An 18,212-nucleotide genomic window follows, 5' to 3' on the forward strand; every position below is an offset into this window, starting at 1 on the left:
CCCATGACCCAGGACTTTTCCGCCCGTGACCCGGCCACGCTGAACACGCTGGAAGCCGTCGCCGCCTACCTGGCCGCGGCCTTCGAGAGCGGCGACGCCGACGCCATGGCGGTGGCGCTGGCGCAGGTCGCCGACTCGGGCGGCCTGGACGCGCTGGCCGCCGCCGCCAGCCTGCCGCGCGCCCAGCTGGCGGACGCCATGCGCGCCGGCGAGATGAGCCTCGACACCACGCTGGCGATCATGAAGGTGATCGACCTGCATATGCCCTGATACCGTCAGCGCCGGCCGCCACACAGCGGACGGCGCGATTTCTGCTGCCCGGTATGGATCCCCGCCTGCGCGTGGACGACCACACCGAATCCTCACATCAGCCGGCGCAGGCCGCCAGCGGCGGCACATAGCCCGGCTCGAGCAGGCCCGGCACCGGTTCCCCTTCCAGCACCACGATCTCGCCGATGCTCTGCGCGCGCGCGACGATGCGGTCGCCGTTGGCGACGTGGCTGCCGACCAGCGCGATCGGGCGGTTGGCGAAGGTGGACGCATGACCCGCCCCCGAGGTAATCACGCTTTCGCTGCCGTCCGGGTAGCGCACCCGGTCGCCGACGCAGGCAATCCGGTACTCATCGCCGTACTGCTCGTTCGATGCAAGCACCACCTGGCCCCCGCGGCTGGTGCGCGATCCGATGGTCGCGATCGGGTAGCGGGCCAGCACCTTGCGCGGCGGGGTATCGGTTTCACGATGGGTATGCGTGGAAACTGCTTTATTCATCCTGATCTCCAAAAACGACGGATTCGACTGACCGAAGCAATGTCGCCTTTGTATAAAAGCGACATTATCCCGGCACCGTGTGCACGAATTCATACACAGCGCCATTGGACAGTGCAGTTGATTAATGCCAATTGATTTTTGTCAACTTTACCCATGGCATGTACGGGAATCAGGGAATTCCGACAGCCACGCTTCCCGCTGTCCCTATCAGTCGATCAGCGTCTTGGCGAGGACCTTGCCATCGTGTGGACGGCGGCTTGGGCGGAGGCGCACAGGCCGGCGAGCAGGGCAGGGAGAATGAAGCGGCGCATGAAGACCTCGGCGGAATGGAACGCTGCCGAGTACGCCGATGATATGCACGCCGCGCGTGCATGCGACCTATGCCGCGCTGGGAGGAGCTTCGAGGCCAGCCAGCAACGCCCGCGTTCCTTCCGGAATCGGCACCGGCCGGCTGCTTTCGCGGTCGACGTAGACATGCACGAAATGCCCGGCCGCGGCCGGCATCTCGTCGTCGTTGCGATATAAAGCGATCTCGTAGCGCACGCTGGAGTTGCCCAGCTTGGCCACGCGCACGCCCACGTGCACGGTGTCCGGGAACGCGATCGAGCGGAAGTAGGAGCATCCGGTCTCGACCACGAACCCCACGGTCTTGCCGCCGTGAATGTCGAGCACGCCCCGTTCGATCAGGAAGCGGTTTACCGCCGTATCGAAGTAGCTGTAGTAATGGACGTTGTTGACGTGGCCGTAGACGTCATTGTCCATCCAGCGGGTAGCGATCTCGCAAAAGTGCGGGAAAGCGGAGCGGGGCGTGTCGCGCATGCGGTCCTTGTTGGTGCGTAGTACGTTAGTGCTTGACGTCGGATGCCGGCAGCACCGCGTCGGCCGTGGTGTCGCTGGCGAACAGCTGGGCGCAGTCGACCGCGTCGAACTCGTAGTGCTTGCCGCAGAAGTCGCAGTTGATCGCCAGCTGGCCGAGGTCGTGCAGCGCCGAGTCGACCTCGTCGCGGCCCAGCATCTTCAGCATGTTGCCGACCTTTTCGCGCGAGCAGGTGCAGCGGAATTCCGGGTTCATCGGATCGAACACGCGGATCGTCTCTTCCCAGAACAGGCGCTTCAGCAGGGTCGGCACGTCGACGCTCAGCAGTTCCTCGCGCTTGAGGGTGCCGCCCAGCGCCAGCGCGCGGTTCCAGGTCTCGAGGTCTTCTTCCTCGGTGGCCTGGGCAACCTGGCCTTCGACGGCGCTGTGGCGCGGCAGCTTCTGCAGCAGCAGGCCGCGCGCGACCTTGTCGTCGGCCGCCAGCCACAACTTGGTGTCCATCTGCTCGGAGCGCAGCATGTAGTTCTCGATCACGGTGGCCATGCTGTCGCCGACCAGCGGCACCACGCCCTGGTAGGGCTGCTGGCCCGGCACCTTGTCCTTGGGGTCGAGGGTGATCACGAAGCGGCCCGCGCCGGTAGCATTGAGCAGCTCGGTGACCGAGGCTTGGTCCGGCACCACGGCGCCCGGGCTCAGCTTGGCGGTGGCGCGCAGGTGCAGCTCGGCGTCGCACTCGACCACCAGCAACTTGACCGGGCCGTCGCCGAAGATCTGCATCACGATCGAGCCGTTGAACTTCAGGTTGGCCGACAGCAGCGCGGCCGCGGCGACCATCTCGCCAAGCAAGCCCTTCACCGCCTTCGGGTAGTCATGGCGCGACTGGATCTCGGCCCAGGTCTTGGAAATCTCGACCAGCTCGCCGCGCACGGCGGCGTTGTCGAAGATGAATTTTTGCAGGATGTCCTTGCTGGTGTCAGTCGTCATTCTTTATCCGATTTTCTTGAGCTCCGCCTTGAAGCGCTGGCCGCGCTCGACATAGCTGGCGGCATTGCCTTGCAGGCGGAGCAGGTCTTCTTCCGTGAGGGTACGCACTACCTTGGCCGGGGTGCCGAGGATCAGCGAATGGTCCGGGAATTCCTTCCCTTCGGTCACCAGGGCGCCGGCGCCGACCAGGCAACCCTTGCCGATCCTGGCGCCGTTCAGGATGACCGCCTGGATGCCGATCAGCGAACCGTCGCCGACGGTACAGCCGTGCAGCATGGCCTGGTGGCCGATGGTGACGTTCTTGCCGATCACCATCGGGTAGCCCATGTCGGTGTGCATCACCGTGCCTTCCTGCACATTGCTGTTTTCGCCGATCGTGATCCGCTCGTTGTCGCCGCGGATCGTCACGCCGTCCCACACCGAGGCCTTCGCCTCCAGCGTGACTTTGCCGATCAGGTTGGCCGAATCGGCCACATAGGCCGACACGTCGATCTCGGGTGCATCCTCGCCCAACTGGTAAATTGCCATGGATATGCTCGCGGAAGGGTTGTAATAAGCGCTATTTTACGCCCTTGCGCGCGCCGTCGTCCGGCAAGTGGCTGAGATGGGGCCGCCGAGCGCTTTATCAAGCATTGTGTTTATAATGTGAACGACCGTTCGATTTTTGTTCCCTCATCCAGACAAGCCATGACTCCATCCCGTTCCGAATTCCTCACCATCCGCGGCCTGCGCACCCACATCCGGCATTGGGGAAGGGAAGGCGCGCCGAAGATCTTCATGGCGCACGGCTGGATGGACATGTCGGCCTCGTTCCAGTTCGTGGTCGACTTTCTTGCAGGGGACTGGCACGTGATCGCGCACGACTGGCGCGGCTTCGGCCTGACCGAACGGTCGGGCAACGACACCTACTGGTTCCCCGACTACTTCGCCGACCTCGACGCCATCCTCGACCATTATGCCCCGGGCGAAGCCGTCAAGCTGCTGGGCCACAGCATGGGCGGCAACATCGCCAGCATCTACGCCGGCATCCGTCCGGAGCGTGTCGCCCGCCTGATCAACCTGGAAGGCTTCGGCCTGGCGCCGACCCGCCCCGAACAGGCGCCCGGCCGCTACGCCGCCTGGCTGGACGAACTGAAGTCGCCCCCGGGCATGCGTCCCTACGCCAGCCTAGCCGAGGTGGCGGCGCGCCTGCAGAAGACCAATCCGCGCCTGCCGGCCGAGCGCGCGGCCTTCCTGGCGCCGCACTGGGCGGCGCAGAACGAGGCCGGGGAATGGGAGATCCTGGGCGACCCTTTCCACAAGATGCACGGCCCGCTGCTGTACCACGTCGACGAAGTGCTGGCCTGCTGGCGCCGGGTCACCGCGCCGGTGCTGTGGGTCGAGGCCGAACACACGAATATGTGGCTGTGGATGGGGCCGAAGGAGCAGGCGCGCGGCGAAGTCGAGCGCCGCATGGGCCACCTGGCCAGGGTGACGCCGCGCATGGTGCCGGACGCCGGCCACATGCTGCACCATGACCAGCCGGAATTGCTGGCGCGGATGATCGAGGAGTTCCTGGCTGCATGACGTAGGGTGGGCACCACGTTCCCGCGCGGACGCGTCGTGATCCGCCCCCGTTGAAGGTACAATGATCGGATGCTAAAAGTCGATCTTCACTGCCATTCCAACGTCTCCGACGGCGTGCTCGCGCCGGCCGCCGTGGCGGCCTATGCCCGCAAGGGCGGGGTCGACGTCTGGGCGCTGACCGACCACGACGAGGTCGGCGGCATCAAGGCCGCGCGCGACGCGGCAACCGGGCTCGGGATGCGCTTCGTGCCGGGCGTCGAGATTTCCGTGACCTGGGGCGGAGAAACCGTGCACGTGGTCGGCCTGCAGGTGAACGAGGACGAGCCGGCGCTGGTCCAGGGCCTGGCGGCGACCCGCCACGGGCGCGACGAGCGCGGGCGCGAGATCGCCGCCCAGCTCGATCGTGCCGGCATCCCCGGCGCCTACGAAGGTGCGCTCAGGTACGTCGGCAATCCGGACCTGCTGTCGCGCACCCACTTCGCGCGCTACCTGGTCGAGATCGGCGCCTGTGGCAGCACCGCGGAGGTGTTCCGCAAATACCTGACCGAAGGCAAGCCCGGCTATGTGCCGCACCGCTGGGCCAGCCTGACCGATGCGGTCGGCTGGATCCGCAAGGCCGGCGGTATCCCCGTGATTGCCCACCCGGGCCGCTACCCCTTCTCGCCGCTGGCCGAGGGGGCGCTGTTCGACGAATTCAAGCAACTGGGCGGCAAGGCCATCGAGGTCGTCACCGGCAGCCACGCGCCGGACCAGTACGAAACCTATGCCGAGCAGGCGCGCCGCTACGGCTTCCTGGCCTCGCGCGGCACCGATTTCCATGCGCCGGGCGAGTCGAGGGTGGAATTCGACAAGCTGCCGCCATTGCCGGCGGGGCTGACGCCGGTCTGGCACGACTGGTTTTAACCCGGTTCGCGCAGTTTGACTCGTCGTTCCCGCTGAGGCGGGGGCGACGTTGCACTTGAAACGCTGACCGGGGACCCTTACATTGGCAGCCTGATATCCAGAACCCGCCGGGAGACCATCACCCCATGAAACGCATCGTCCTGTTCATCGCCACCAACCTCGCGGTGGTGCTCGTGCTGTCGATCGTGCTCAACGTGCTCGGCGTCGGACGCGCGGTGAGCGCAAACGGCCTCAACCTGGGAGCACTGCTGGTGTTCTCGCTGGTCGTGGGTTTCACCGGCTCGATCATCTCGCTACTGATGAGCAAGCCGATGGCCAAGTGGACCACCGGCGCGCGCGTGATCGGGCAGCCGGCCAACGCCACCGAGCTGTGGCTGCTGAACACGGTGCGCGCGCTGGCCGAGCGCGCCGGCATCGCGATGCCGGAAGTGGCGGTCTATGACGGCGAGCCGAACGCCTTCGCCACCGGCGCCTTCAAGAATTCCGCGCTGGTGGCGGTGTCCACCGGCCTGCTGGCCAGCATGAACCATGAAGAAATCGAGGCCGTGCTGGGCCACGAGATCGCGCACGTGGCCAACGGCGACATGGTCACGCTGACCCTGATCCAGGGCGTGGTCAACACCTTCGTCGTGTTCCTGGCACGGGTGGTCGGCTTCTTCGTCGACAGCATGCTGCGCCGCGGCGAGACCGATCGCGGGCCCGGCATCGGCTATGCCGTCACCGTGTTCGTCTGCCAGATCGTGTTCGGCCTGGTCGCCTCGATCATCGTGGCCTGGTTTTCGCGCCAGCGCGAGTTCCGCGCGGACGCCGGCTCGGCGCGTCTGCTGAACAGCCCGCTGCCGATGCAGCATGCGCTGATGCGCCTCGGCGGCCTGCAGTCGGGCGGCCTGCCGCAGTCGATGGCGGCGTCCGGCATTTCCGGCGGCGGCGGTGGCTGGGGCGCCCTGTTCGCCACCCACCCGCCGATGGAAGAGCGGATCGCGGCCCTGCAAACCCTGCGCCAGCCGGGGTTTGCACGATGACCCAATATTTCGAGATCCATCACGAGAACCCGCAGCCGCGCCTGATTCGCCAGGCCGCGCAGATCATCGAGTCGGGCGGCATCGTCGCCGTGCCGACCGATTCGGCCTACGCCCTGGTGTGCCGCCTCGACGACAAGAACGCCGTCGAGAAGCTGCGGCGGATCCGCGGCGTCGACGAAAAGCACCACCTGACCCTGCTGGTGCGCGACCTGTCCGCGATCTCCACCTACGCGCGCGTCGACAACCGCCAGTACCGCGTCCTGAAGGCGGTCACGCCCGGCCCCTATACGCTCATCCTCGACGCCACCCATGAAGTGCCGCGCCGCCTGTCGCACCCGTCGCGCAAGACGATCGGGATCCGCGTGCCCGAGAACGCGATCCTGCTGGCGCTGCTGGACGAACTGGGTGAGGCGCTGATCGGCACGACCCTGCAGCTGCCCGGCGACGAGCACATGCTGTCCGATCCGGAAGAGGTGCGCGAGCGCATCGGCAAGCAGCTCGACCTCGTGATCGACGGCGGCGCCGGCACCCTCGAGCCCACCACCATCGTCGACCTGACCGGGCCCGAACCGGTGCTGCTGCGCGCCGGCCGCGGCGATCCGGCCGTGTTTGGTCTGTAGTTGCGGCCGGCGAGGTCGCAGGCTCCGTTATCGCGGGCTCTGTTAGAATCCGTTTATGGATGAACTCATACGCAACCTCGCAGTCTATGCACTGCCCGTTCTTTTTGCGATCACGATGCACAACGCCGCCCAGGCGTATGCCGCAAAATATTTTGGCGACATGACCCCGTTCGCGGCCGGACGCGTCACCACCAACCCGCTGGCCCACATCGATCCTTTCGGTACCGTGATCCTGCCGGTGATGCTGTACCTGGCCACCGGCTTCGCCTTCGGCTACGCCAAGCCGCTGCCGATCGACTACGGCCGCCTGCGCAACCCGAAGCGCGACATGGCCTTCGTGGCGCTGGCCGGCACCGCCGCCAACTTCGGCATGGCGCTGCTGTGGCTGCTGTTGGGAATTTTCCTTGAATACTTCGGCGTCAGTGAACCCTTCCCGAACCGGGTTGCCAAAGCAGGTGTGCTGACCAATCTGGTGCTGCTGGCCTTCAACCTGCTGCCGATCCCGCCGATGGATGGCGGCCGCATCGTCTTCAGCCTGCTGCCGAACAAGCTGGCCTATAAGTTTGCCCGCATCGAACCGTACGGCTTCTTCATCCTGCTGGGCTTGATGCTGCTGAAGCTGCTGGCTTACTGGGTGATTCCGATCGTGGCGGTGGCGCAGTTGCTGCTGCAATTGATCGTCTACCCATTGAACTTCATCCTCACCTGAGCCTATGTTCCCCGACCGCGTCGTTTCCGGTATGCGCCCCACCGGGCTCATGCACCTTGGCCATTACCATGGAGCCCTGAAGAACTGGATCCGCATGCAGTCGGAGCTGCCCTGCCTGTTCTTCGTGGCCGACTGGCACGCCCTGACCACGCACTACGACGACCCGGCCATCATCGAAAAGAGCACCTGGGACATGGTGATCGACTGGCTCGCGGCCGGCATCGACCCGTCCCAGGCGACCATCTTCATCCAGTCGCGGGTGCCGGAACACGCCGAGCTGCACTTGCTGCTGTCGATGGCCACGCCGCTGGGCTGGCTGGAGCGGGTCCCGACCTACAAGGACCAGATCGAGAACCTGGCCAGCCGCGACCTCGCCACCTACGGCTTCCTCGGCTATCCGCTGCTGCAGGCGGCCGACGTGCTGATCTACCGCGCGACCCAGGTGCCGGTGGGCGAAGACCAGGTCCCGCACATCGAGATGATGCGGGAGATCGCGCGCCGCTTCAACCACCTGTACGGCAAGGAGCCGGGCTTCGAGCAGAAGGCGCTCGACGCCGTGAAAAAACTGGGCAGCAAGCGCGCCAAGTTGTACGCCGAGCTGCGCACCGCCTACCGGCAGGACGGCGATGACGCAGCCCTGGAGCAGGCGCAGGCGATGCTGAACGAAGCCGGCAGCCTGTCGAACATCGACCGCGAGCGCCTGTTCGGCTACCTCGAAGGCGGTCACAAGATCATCCTGGTCGAGCCGCAGGTAAAACTGACGGAAGCGTCGCGCCTGCCGGGCCTGGACGGCCGCAAGATGTCCAAGAGCTACGGCAACGCGGTCTCGCTGCGCGAAGATCCGGAGTCGGTCACCAAGAAGATCCGCACCATGCCGACCGATCCGGCGCGCGTGCGCAGGACCGACGCGGGCGATCCGCTGAAGTGCCCGGTGTGGCAGCTGCACGAGGTCTACTCGGATGGCGCCACCAAGGATTGGGTCATGAAGGGCTGCACCAGCGCCGGCATCGGCTGCCTGGAGTGCAAGCAGCCGGTGGTGGATGCCGTGCTGGCCGAACAGGAGCCAATGCACGAGCGCGCCCAGCAATACCTGGATGACCCCTCGCTGGTGCGCGCCATCGTCGCCGACGGCTGCGGGAAGGCGCGCAAGCTGGCCCAGGAGACCATGCGCGACGTGCGCGAGGCCATGGGCCTGAGTTACAGCTGATGCACGGCACCGACACGGTCTCTTCCTGGGTGGCGCGCTGGGCGCCGCTGATTCCGCAAGGGCAGGCGCTCGACCTGGCCTGCGGCAGCGGCCGCCATGCACGCCTGCTCGCCGGCTTCAAGCATGCCGTGACGGCCCTCGACCGCGATCCGCAGGCCCTGCTTGCTGCCGCGGGGAAGGGCATCGCGACGCTCCAGCACGACCTCGAAGCGCCGGGCGCCGCCTGGCCGTTCGCACCAGGCAGCCTGGCCGGCATCGTGGTCACGAATTACCTGCACCGGCCCCTGTTCGGCCACATCGCGGAGGCGCTGGCGCCGGATGGGGTGCTGATCTACGAAACCTTCGCCCGCGGGAACGAAGTCTTCGGTAAACCGTCGAATCCGGACTTCCTGTTGAATCCGGGTGAGCTGCTGGAGCTCGCCAGCCGCGGCGGCCTGCGGGTGCTGGCCTACGAGGACGGCGTCATCGACGCGCCCAAGCGGGCGCGCGTGCAGCGCCTGTGCGCGGTGGGGGCGGCCTTCGATCTGTCGACGGCAAAGCTGGATAGGTAACCGGCTGTAAGCGCGTCATTTATCTATGGGCGAATGAACCATTCGCTCGGGCTATCCAGTACAATCGAATTTTTATTTATTAACGGCACGGTCCACTGATTATGATTAAGGGCAGCATAGTAGCAATCGTCACTCCGATGTTTGAAGACGGCAGTCTGGACAAAGACAGCCTGCGCAAACTGATCGACTGGCACGTTGCGGAAGGGACGGACGGCATCGTCATCGTCGGCACGACCGGCGAATCCGCGACCGTCAGCCCGGAAGAGCACTGCGAACTGATCAAGCTGACGGTCGAGCACGTCGCTGGCCGTATCCCGGTGATCGCCGGGTCGGGCGGCAACTCGACCGCCGAAGCGATCGCACTCACCCGCCATGCCAAGGCCGTCGGCGCCGACGCCTCGCTGCAGGTGGTGCCGTACTACAACCGTCCGACCCAGGAAGGCATGTACCGGCACTTCAAGGCGATCGCGGAAGCGGTCGACCTGCCGGTGATCCTGTACAACGTGCCGGGCCGTACCGTGGCGGACATGAATAACGAGACCGTGCTGCGCCTGGCGCCGATCGACAACATCGTCGGCATCAAGGATGCGACCGGCAATATCGGCCGCGGGGCCGAGCTGCTGCGCGAGCTCGACCGTTCGTTCGCAGGCGGGAAGCCGTTCGGCGTGTATTCGGGCGACGACCCGACCGCGATGGCGCTGATGTTCATGGGCGGCGCCGGCAATATCTCGGTGACGGCCAACGTCGCGCCGCGCGCCATGCACGAACTGTGCGAGGCGGCGATGGCGGGACAGGTTTCCCGTGCGGTCGAAATCAACAATCGCGTGCTGTCACTGCACGCCAAGCTGTTCGTAGAACCGAATCCGGTCCCGGTCAAATGGGCGCTGGCTGAAATGGGCAAGATGCCGGCGGGCCTGCGCTTGCCGCTGGCGCCGCTGTCCGCGCAATACCACGACACCGTGCGCGCCGCGCTGCGCGAATCCGGCGTCCTTTGATAGCTTCAGACTCGCAACGATATGATGAATAGCAAGTTCAAGACTCACCACGCCACCCGCACCATCGCACTGACCGCCATGGCGCTCAGCCTGGTGGCGTGCACGACCGTGTTCGAATCGGACAAGGTGGACTACCGTTCGGCCAAGAAAGCGGCGCCGCTGGATATTCCCCCGGACCTGACCCAACTCCAGAAGGACAACCGCTACGCCGTGCCGGATGGCCGCGGCATCGCCACCGCTTCCGGCTTCCAGCAGGCCCGCGGCACCCAGGCCGCGCCTGTGGTCGCCGGCGGCGCCGTGGGCCCGGTGTCGTCCGACGCGGTGCGCATCGAGCGCGCCGGCGACCAACGCTGGCTGGTGGTCAAGCAGACCCCGGAGCAGCTGTGGCCGCAGCTCGAAGCCTTCTGGCCGAGCGTCGGCTTCACGGTGGAAACCGAGAACGCCCAGACCGGCATCATGGAAACCAACTGGGCCGAGAACCGCGCCAAGATCCCGCAGGACATCATCCGCCGCACGATCGGCAAGGTGTTCGATTCGGCTTACTCGAGCGGCGAGCGCGACAAGTTCCGCACCCGTCTGGAGCGCCGTCCGGACGGCTCGACCGAGATCTACATCAGCCACCGCGGCGCCGAGGAAGTGCTGGTCGGCGCCCAGCGCGAGACCACCACCTGGGTCGGCCGCAAGAGCGATCCGGGCCTGGAAGCCGAATTCCTGGGCCGCCTGATGGCCCAGCTCACCGGTTCCACCGCCACCAAGGACGTCAAGCAGGCCACCGCCGCCGTCGTCAACACTGCGCCGGAAGCGCAGCACGCCAAGCTGGAAAACGGCAAGGTCGTGGTGGACGAGGGCTTCGACCGCGCCTGGCGCCGCGTCGGCCTGGCGCTCGACCGCGTCGGCTTCACCGTCGAGGACCGCGACCGCGTGCAGGGCATCTATTTCGTGCGCTACGTCGACCCGGATGCCGTCAACAAGGCCGGCTTCTTCAGCAAGCTGTTCGGCGGCGAGGACAAGAATAAGGAAGCCCAGCGCTACCGCGTACTGGTCTCGGCCGTCCCGAGCGCGACCACCAGCGACGTCAGCGTCCAGACCAACGACGGCAAGCCGGAGACCTCGGCCACCGGCGCGAAGATCTTGAAACTGCTGGCGGATGAGCTGAAGTAATTTAATTACAAAGCCAAGCGAAAAACCGGCCCAGGCCGGTTTTTTATTGCCCGCAGCCTTGCTGCAGGTGTTTTACGCGAACAATGGGCGTAAAAAAACCGGCCCGCGGGCCGGTTTTCAAGAAGCAATGCTGATTACTTCGAAGCAGCCGGAGCAGCAGCAGCCGAAGCGGCCTCAGCAGCAGCCGAAGCAGCCGAAGCAGCAGCCGAAGCGGCCGAAGCAGCAGCTTCAGCAGCGGCCGGAGCAGCCGGGGTTGCGGCAGCGTCAGCAGCCGGAGCGGCCGGAGCGGCAGCCGGAGCGGTGGCTTCAGCAGCCGGTGCGGCTGCAGGAGCTTCAGCTTCTTTCTTCGAGCAAGCGGCCAGGGCAACAGCCAGCAGGGAGACGATCAGCAGAGATTTTTTCATGGTTTTTCCTTAGTTGATTCAAAAGGTCAGTACATTTAATGCGATGAATAATTACCGGTAATTATCGCTCGTTAGGAATTCTCGTAGCTTTCATACTTTTGAAAAAGTGCCTACAGACAACGGAACCTTCCTAACCCGATATTATAGCCAAATTTACTGAATCGCAACAGAAAACTCGTGTCAACTTGAAACACTTGCTGGTAACAACGACGTTCATATTGTTACAACATGTAACCACGCCGTACATATGCCGATACCTAGAGAGACCGGGCGTCAGAGCCCCGTCGTGGTGGCGTGCAGGGCCGGCCGTGACTCTTCCCAGATCGCCGCAAAACGTTCGCGCGGGACTTCGGTTTCTTGCGGTGCATCAAAAGCTGATTCGCCCCGCAGATGGTCGCTGTGAAAGCGCCGTACGAGGTGCAAGCCGTCCGCGATGCAGAAGGAATCGGTGAGCTGGCGGATGCCGCGCGAGCTAGACCGGCATTCGATGCGGTGGCCGTGGTCGCGCAGCAGGCGCAGGAAGCGCGGATAGTGGCGCGCGATGTGGCCGCTTTCGTGCATTGCCAGGCGCAGCTGGCCACCGCCCGCCAGGTAGCGCCGCAGCACCACGTCGACGTCCGCATCGCCCAGCGGGAACAGTGCGAAATCCGGGTCGAACAGGTCGAGCGAAGCCCGCGCCCGCTCCAGCACCGCGCGCAGCTGGCGCTGGAACTCGGCGCGGGTGTCGAAGCGCAGGATGTCCATCGCGGTCAGCCCAGGGTCAGGCCAGCTCGAGCCAGCCGTCGGCGTACCAGGTGTACAGCGCTTCCAGCACGTCGTCGGATGCCTGCTCCAGCATGGCACCAGCCAGGGCGCGCTGGTTGGCCAGCACGTCGAGCACGGTCTTGTCGGCGCGTCCGACGGCGAACGATTCGCCGTTGATGAACACGTGTTTGCCGCGGTACAGCATCAGCGTCTTCGGCGACAGCCGCAGTCCGCGTTTGGCGGCCTGTTCCATGAAGCGGCCGACGGTGAGCGGCTTGGCGACCGGCGTGAAGAACACATTGTGCTTCGGCTCGGACAAGTACTCGCCCAGGAAGATCGTGACGTCTTCCTCGTCCCAGCGCACCTTGTTCAACTCTTCGGTGACGCTGGTGAGCATGTCCTTCGGGATCTCGGCCGGGTTCTTGGCCGGCTGCAGGTCCGGATCGGCATAGCGGCCCGGCAGGTCGATCGCGTCGGCCATGAATTGCAGGAAGGCTTCACCCAGTTCCTGGAACGAGGGCGAGCGGAAGCCGACCGAATAGGTCATGCATTCGCCCTCGGCCACGCCGTCGTGGGCGTAGTGCGGCGGCAGGTAGAGCATGTCGCCCGGCTCGAGCACGAACTCTTCTTCCGGTTCGAAGTTGGCGAGGATCTTCAGCGGGAGGCCTTCGACCAGGCTCAGGTCCTGCTGGGCGCCGATGCGCCAGCGGCGCCGACCCTGGGCCTGCAGCAGGAACACGTCATAGGAATCGAAATGCGGACCGACGCCGCCGCCATCGGTGGCGAAGCTGACCATCAGGTCGTCCAGGCGCGCGTCCGGCACGAAGCGGAATTCGCGCAGCAGGGCGTCGGCCTTCGGCTCATGCAGGTTGATGCCCTGCACCAGCATGGTCCACTCGCGCTGGGTGCGCGGCGGCAATTCCTGGAGCGGACCTTGCTGCATGTCCCAGCTGTCGCCGGCCTGGGTGACCAAGCGCGATTCCACGTGGTTCAGCTTGGCCAGTTGGGCCAGCTTGTCGAATGTGAGCAGGGGTTTGAAATCGGGAATCGCCTGGCGGATCAGCAAGGGCTTCTTGTGCCAGTAATCCCGGAGAAACTGGGCGGGGGTAATATTCCCGAGGAGCTGTAATTTTTTCATGCGACATTATAACCAGCCGCTGGAGGGCTTCGGAAAGGGAGGCTCGCAAACCGTAGCGAGCGGCAGCAATGTTGGCTGAGAAGCGCAGCTGTACGAGTAGTACAGCGAGCATCGCAAGCCGACAGTGCAACGCGCAGCAGGTTTGCGAGCCTCCCGCATTGGCAGGAGTATAATCGGCGCCTCAATCACGAAAGGAAGCGCAATGAAGATTGCCCAGAACACGGTAGTATCGGTCAACTACAAGCTGTCCGACGCCCAGAACAACCTGATCGAAGATGGCGCCCAGCCGATGGTGTACCTGCACGGCGGCTACGAGAACACGCTGCCCAAAATCGAAGAGGAACTGGACGGCAAGGAAGTGGGCTACTCGTCGACCCTCCAGATCGAGCCGGAAGACGCCTTCGGCGACTACGACCCGAGCCTGCTGAAGGTCGAAGAGCGTTCGCGCCTGCCGGAACCGCTCGAAGTCGGCATGCAGTTCGAAGGCATGGCCGAAGGCAGCGACGAGGAACCGACCATCTTCACCGTCACCGAAATCGCCGACGACAAGGTCGTGCTCGACGGTAACCACCCGCTGGCCGGCATGGCCCTGCGCTTCGACCTGTCGGTGATCGACGTGCGCGCCGCGACCGAAGAAGAGATCGCGCACGGCCACGTGCATGGCGCCCATGGCCACCACCACGGCGACGACACGGATGAGGGCGACGAAGGCGACCACTTCCGCAGCCAGCCGCTGAACTGATCCGGCAGATCCGGCAAGGGGCCGCGCATTGCGGCCCGTGCTCATTTGCGCACTTTTATTCGATCATTTGATCGCTTTGGGTGGCGCCTTGTCGCCGGCATCGTCCGCCTCGCCCACCCTGAACAGGGCCTTGGCCGCCGGGTCCACCGCGACCTCGATGTCTTCCTGCCCGACCGATAGGTGGCCGAGGTTGCCGCGCCATTCGATCGCCGGCTTTGCGCCCTTGGCCAGCGGCGCGCTGTCGACCAGCAGCACCTTGCCCGGGAATTTCTGCGCCAGCGACAGTACCAGCCGGCGCGTCTCGGCGAAGCCGTCGTTGTCCGGCACCGCGCGGCGCAGCAGGGCGCTCAGGCCGCTCGGCTGCGAGAGTGCCTTCAGGTCGCCTTCCGCAAACAGCACGATCGCTTCCAGCTTGTCGCGCCGGGCGATGGCGAACAGGCGGTTCAGCCAGAAGCGGTTGGCCACCAGCCGGTCTTCGTATTCGCTGTTGCGGCCTGCCTCGGTCAGGTAGTGGTTGTTGTTGGCCGGCAGGTTGAGGGTTGCGTACAGCACCTTGCCGACCGACCAGTGGGCATTCTCGGCATAGCTGCGAAAGCGCGGGCTCATCGACTGGCGCGTGAGCGGCAGCTTGCGCGCGCCCAGCGTATTCGGCTCGGCGTAGAACAGTTCGCGCAGCCGGTTCAGGCGCTCGATCGCGTTCGAGCGGCCGGCGCTGTTGCGGCAATCGGTCCAGTCGCTGGCGGCCGGTACCACCACGGTGGGGCGGCGCGCATCGCCGATCAGTTCGCGCCGCTGCTGGTACAGCTTGTCGCTGCAGGATTCCTTCACGCCCTTGATGCCCGTGACCACCACGAACGCGGCGTCCTTGTCCTCGGCCTCGTCGAGCGCGTGCTTGAGCCGGGGCTCGCCGTTGTCGGCGGGGCCGTGCCCGAGGACCGCGAACCGGTGCGCCAGCTCGTCCTTCGACTCCTTCGCTTCCTTCGCGTCCTTTGCCGCGAAGGCGCCGCACGAGAGCAGGGCGGCGGCCAGCAGGACGCCCAGGCGCTGGCAGGCAGTCGGGCGGCGTGAAGGCATTATGCGCTGGCCAGGCGCTTGAGCTCGTACAGCCGCTCGAGCGCTTCGCGCGGGGTCAGCGCATCCGGATCGATTGCATCCAACAAGGCCAGGGCCGGCGACTCATCGGCAACCTGCGCGGGCACCTGCGCGACCACCGGCGCAGCCGGCGCCGGCTCGTCGGCCGGCAGACCGTCGTCGCACGGCGGCGCGGCGAACAGGTCGAGCTGGGGCGTGGCATCCAGGGCCTGCGATTCGAGCCGCGCGAGGTGCTTGCGCGCGGCGCGGATCACCGCAGGGGGCACGCCGGCCAGCTGGGCCACCTGCAGGCCGTAGCTCTGCGAGGCCGGGCCGTCCTGCACCGCGTGCAGGAACACGATGCTGTCCTTGTGCTCGACCGCCGACAGGTGCACGTTGGCCGCGCTCGGGTGGGCTTCCGGCAACTGGGTCAGCTCGAAGTAGTGGGTCGCGAACAGGGTGAAGCTGCGGCTGGTGTCGATCAGGTGGCGTGCGATCGCCCAGGCCAGCGCCAGGCCGTCGAAGGTCGAGGTGCCGCGCCCGACTTCGTCCATCAGCACCAGCGAGTGCTCGGTGGCGCCGTTCAGGATCGCCGCCGATTCCGTCATCTCGACCATGAAGGTGGAGCGGCCGTTGGCCAGGTCGTCGGAGGCGCCGATGCGGGTGAAGATGCGGTCGACCGGGCCGATCGTTGCTTGGCTAGCCGGCACGTAGCTGCCGACATAGGCCAGCAGCGTGATCAGGGCCACCTGGCGCATGAAGGTCGACTTGCCGCCCATGTTCGGGCCGGTGATCAACAGGAGCCGGCGCTCGTTCGAGAGCTTGCAGTCGTTCGCGATGAAGCGCTCGATCTGGTTCTCGACCACCGGGTGGCGGCCCTCGACGATGCTCAGGCAAGGATCGGCCACCAGTTGCGGCCTGCACCAGTTGTTGCGGACCGCATGCGAGGCCAGCGCCACCAGTGCGTCGATCTGGGCGATGCCGCCGGCGACCTTCTGCAGGCAGGCGATGTGCGGCGCCAGCTCGCCCAGCAGCAGGTCGTACAGCAGCTTCTCGCGCGCCAGCGCGCGGTCCTGGGCCGACAGCGCCTTGTCTTCGAAGGCCTTGAGTTCCGGCGTGATGTAGCGCTCGCAGTTCTTCAGGGTCTGGCGGCGGCGGTAGTCCTCGGGCACCTTGTCGGCCTGGCCATTGGTGACTTCGATGTAGAAGCCGTGCACCCGGTTGTATTCGACGCGCAGGTTGGCGATGCCGGTGCGGGCGCGCTCGCGCGTCTCCAGCTCGACCAGGAACTGGCCGGCGTTCTCGGACAGCGCGCGCAGCTCGTCCAGCTCGGCGTCGAAGCCGCGCGCGAACACCCCGCCGTCGCGCACCATCGCCGCCGGTTCTTCCGCGATCGCGCGCGCCAGCAGGTCCAGGCAATGCTCGGGAATCGCGATGGCTTCATGGAGGTCGCGCAGCAGGCAGGAGTCTCCCGGGATGAAGCAGCGCGCGACCTGCTCGCGCAGCACGGGCAGCTGTTTCAGTCCGTCGCGCAGGCTGGCCAGGTCGCGCGGACGTGCCGTCAGCAGGGCGATGCGGGTGGTGATGCGCTCGACGTCCGGCACGTGGGCCAGAGTGCTCGAGAGCGTGCCGCAGGCGTCGTGCTCGGCCAGCGCGGCGATTGCCTCGTGGCGGCTGCGCGCCACCGACTGCTCGCGTTTCGCGTGGTGGATCCAGTGGCGCAGCAGGCGCGAACCCATCGCGGTGCGGCAGCCGTCCAGCAGCGAAAACAGGGTGGGAGCTTCGGTCCCGCGGATGGTTTCGGTGAGTTCCAGGTTGCGGCGCGTGGCGGCGTCCAGGCCGATGAATTCGCTCTCCGATTCGACGGCCAGACTCTTCACGTGCTGCAGGCCGCGGCCCTGGGTCGACTGCGCATAGCGGAGCAGGGCGCCGGCCGCGCCGAAGGCCGCGCCGAGGCCGTCCGCGCCGAAGCCGGACAGGGTCGACACGCCGAGCTGGTCGAGCAGCGCCTTGTGGCCGTGCACGACCTCGAAGTGCCACTCCGGCATGCGCTGCATGTGGCCGATCGGGTTTTCATCGAACATGTCGGGCCCGCCGAGCGCATCCGCACGCAGGATCTCGGCCGGCGCGATGCGCTCCAGCTCCTGCACCAGGCGCAGGGCGGCATTCTTCGTATCGGCGCTGAACTCCATCAGCTTCAGCGCGCCGCTCGCCAGCGACAGCCAGGCCAGGCCGGTGGTGACGTGCTTGCGGTTCGGGACCGTGCACACCGCCAGCAGCGGGCGCTCGGCCTTTTCCGGCAGCAGGTCGGCATCGGTCAGGGTGCCGGGCGTGACCACGCGCACCACCTTGCGCTCGACCGGACCTTTGGAGAGGGCCGGATCGCCGATCTGTTCGCAGATCGCGCAGGACTCGCCAAGCTTGACCAGCTTGGCCAGGTAGGGATCGAGCGAGTGGAACGGCACGCCCGCCATCTTGATCGGATTGCCGCCCGAGCTGCCGCGCGCGGTCAAGGTGATGCCCAGGATGCGCGAAGCCTTCTCGGCGTCCTCGAAGAACAGCTCGTAGAAGTCGCCCATGCGGTAGAACACTAGCATGGTCGGGTACTCCCCTTTGATGCGGAGGTACTGTTGCATCATGGGGGTGTGTTTTTCGGCGGTGGCAAGCGCCCTGGCCGCGGCGGCGTTGATTTCGTGTGGGACGTTCATGGCTTGGCAATCGGAAGCCCGGCAGGGGGCCGGGCTCGGGTCGCCATTTTACCGCGTTAGGACTCGGCGGGGAGGGGAACAGGATGGTTTGGCAACAGCGG

General features: G+C 65.9%; 20 protein-coding genes. 11 read left to right on the forward strand and 9 right to left on the reverse strand.

Translation table 11 applies throughout. The features are described 5' to 3' along the window. The first annotated feature begins 3 nt into the window (after positions 1–3). Positions 4–270, forward strand: a complete 267-nt coding sequence (locus ACI48D_RS00610; protein ID WP_435569263.1) for a hypothetical protein — start codon at positions 4–6, stop codon at positions 268–270. A 97-nt stretch (positions 271–367) separates the two neighbouring features. On the opposite strand, the gene ACI48D_RS00615 is transcribed toward ACI48D_RS00610, so the two are convergent. The 4 genes from ACI48D_RS00615 to ACI48D_RS00630 all read right to left on the reverse strand — a co-directional run bounded on the left by ACI48D_RS00615 (position 368) and on the right by ACI48D_RS00630 (position 3,098). Further along, positions 368–769 (reverse strand): PAAR domain-containing protein, encoded by a 402-nt coding sequence (locus tag ACI48D_RS00615; RefSeq protein ID WP_435569264.1) that lies wholly within the window; start codon positions 767–769, stop codon positions 368–370. Between the two features lie 378 nt (positions 770–1,147). Continuing rightward, on the reverse strand, positions 1,148–1,588 hold the full coding sequence (locus ACI48D_RS00620; RefSeq protein WP_435569265.1) for an acyl-CoA thioesterase: 441 nt from the start codon (positions 1,586–1,588) through the stop codon (positions 1,148–1,150). A gap of 25 nt (positions 1,589–1,613) precedes the next feature. Further along, positions 1,614–2,570, reverse strand: coding sequence for an Hsp33 family molecular chaperone HslO (hslO, locus tag ACI48D_RS00625; RefSeq protein WP_435569266.1), 957 nt, complete (start codon positions 2,568–2,570; stop codon positions 1,614–1,616). A gap of 3 nt (positions 2,571–2,573) precedes the next feature. Then, positions 2,574–3,098, reverse strand: a complete 525-nt coding sequence (locus tag ACI48D_RS00630; RefSeq protein ID WP_435569267.1) for a gamma carbonic anhydrase family protein — start codon at positions 3,096–3,098, stop codon at positions 2,574–2,576. A 159-nt stretch (positions 3,099–3,257) separates the two neighbouring features. Between ACI48D_RS00630 and ACI48D_RS00635 the strand changes: the two genes are divergently transcribed. The 9 genes from ACI48D_RS00635 to bamC all read left to right on the forward strand — a co-directional run bounded on the left by ACI48D_RS00635 (position 3,258) and on the right by bamC (position 11,304). Then, positions 3,258–4,136: an alpha/beta fold hydrolase gene (locus tag ACI48D_RS00635; RefSeq protein ID WP_435569268.1), complete on the forward strand. Its 879-nt coding sequence runs from the start codon at positions 3,258–3,260 to the stop codon at positions 4,134–4,136. Positions 4,137–4,205: 69 nt separating this feature from the next. Further along, entirely contained in the window at positions 4,206–5,039 is an 834-nt protein-coding gene (locus tag ACI48D_RS00640; protein ID WP_435569269.1) for a 3',5'-nucleoside bisphosphate phosphatase, read from the forward strand. A 125-nt stretch (positions 5,040–5,164) separates the two neighbouring features. After that, complete coding sequence (gene htpX, locus ACI48D_RS00645) at positions 5,165–6,061, forward strand: protease HtpX (RefSeq protein ID WP_435569270.1); 897 nt, start codon at positions 5,165–5,167, stop codon at positions 6,059–6,061. After that, positions 6,058–6,681 (forward strand): L-threonylcarbamoyladenylate synthase, encoded by a 624-nt coding sequence (locus ACI48D_RS00650; RefSeq protein WP_435569271.1) that lies wholly within the window; start codon positions 6,058–6,060, stop codon positions 6,679–6,681. Before htpX ends, ACI48D_RS00650 begins: the two co-directional genes overlap by 4 nt. A gap of 55 nt (positions 6,682–6,736) precedes the next feature. After that, on the forward strand, positions 6,737–7,390 hold the full coding sequence (locus ACI48D_RS00655) for a site-2 protease family protein (protein WP_435569272.1): 654 nt from the start codon (positions 6,737–6,739) through the stop codon (positions 7,388–7,390). Between the two features lie 4 nt (positions 7,391–7,394). Next, on the forward strand, positions 7,395–8,597 hold the full coding sequence (locus tag ACI48D_RS00660) for a tryptophan--tRNA ligase (RefSeq protein ID WP_435569273.1): 1,203 nt from the start codon (positions 7,395–7,397) through the stop codon (positions 8,595–8,597). Then, positions 8,597–9,148 (forward strand): class I SAM-dependent methyltransferase, encoded by a 552-nt coding sequence (locus tag ACI48D_RS00665; protein WP_435569274.1) that lies wholly within the window; start codon positions 8,597–8,599, stop codon positions 9,146–9,148. Before ACI48D_RS00660 ends, ACI48D_RS00665 begins: the two co-directional genes overlap by 1 nt. 101 nt (positions 9,149–9,249) lie before the next feature. After that, positions 9,250–10,143 carry a 4-hydroxy-tetrahydrodipicolinate synthase gene (gene dapA, locus ACI48D_RS00670; RefSeq protein ID WP_435569275.1) on the forward strand — a complete coding sequence of 298 codons (894 nt, stop codon included), beginning with the start codon at positions 9,250–9,252 and terminating at the stop codon, positions 10,141–10,143. 21 nt (positions 10,144–10,164) lie between these two features. After that, positions 10,165–11,304 carry an outer membrane protein assembly factor BamC gene (gene bamC / locus ACI48D_RS00675; RefSeq protein WP_435569276.1) on the forward strand — a complete coding sequence of 380 codons (1,140 nt, stop codon included), beginning with the start codon at positions 10,165–10,167 and terminating at the stop codon, positions 11,302–11,304. A 134-nt stretch (positions 11,305–11,438) separates the two neighbouring features. Here the strand turns inward: bamC and ACI48D_RS00680 are convergent, their stop codons facing one another. The 3 genes from ACI48D_RS00680 to ACI48D_RS00690 form a co-directional block, all read right to left on the reverse strand. Beyond that, on the reverse strand, positions 11,439–11,708 hold the full coding sequence (locus tag ACI48D_RS00680) for a hypothetical protein (protein ID WP_435569277.1): 270 nt from the start codon (positions 11,706–11,708) through the stop codon (positions 11,439–11,441). Positions 11,709–11,981: 273 nt separating this feature from the next. After that, complete coding sequence (locus tag ACI48D_RS00685) at positions 11,982–12,452, reverse strand: hypothetical protein (protein ID WP_435569278.1); 471 nt, start codon at positions 12,450–12,452, stop codon at positions 11,982–11,984. Positions 12,453–12,468: 16 nt separating this feature from the next. Then, positions 12,469–13,590, reverse strand: coding sequence for a JmjC domain-containing protein (locus ACI48D_RS00690; protein ID WP_435569279.1), 1,122 nt, complete (start codon positions 13,588–13,590; stop codon positions 12,469–12,471). Between the two features lie 202 nt (positions 13,591–13,792). Between ACI48D_RS00690 and ACI48D_RS00695 the strand changes: the two genes are divergently transcribed. After that, complete coding sequence (locus ACI48D_RS00695) at positions 13,793–14,332, forward strand: FKBP-type peptidyl-prolyl cis-trans isomerase (RefSeq protein WP_435569280.1); 540 nt, start codon at positions 13,793–13,795, stop codon at positions 14,330–14,332. 63 nt (positions 14,333–14,395) lie between these two features. Here ACI48D_RS00695 and ACI48D_RS00700 read toward each other — a convergent pair whose 3' ends face one another. Then, positions 14,396–15,406 carry a hypothetical protein gene (locus ACI48D_RS00700; protein ID WP_435569281.1) on the reverse strand — a complete coding sequence of 337 codons (1,011 nt, stop codon included), beginning with the start codon at positions 15,404–15,406 and terminating at the stop codon, positions 14,396–14,398. After that, positions 15,406–18,111: a DNA mismatch repair protein MutS gene (gene mutS, locus ACI48D_RS00705; RefSeq protein WP_435569282.1), complete on the reverse strand. Its 2,706-nt coding sequence runs from the start codon at positions 18,109–18,111 to the stop codon at positions 15,406–15,408. Before mutS ends, ACI48D_RS00700 begins: the two co-directional genes overlap by 1 nt. Positions 18,112–18,212: the final 101 nt, after the last annotated feature.

The organism is Massilia sp. LXY-6 (assembly GCF_051233485.1).
Lineage (GTDB): Bacteria > Pseudomonadota > Gammaproteobacteria > Burkholderiales > Burkholderiaceae_D > Telluria.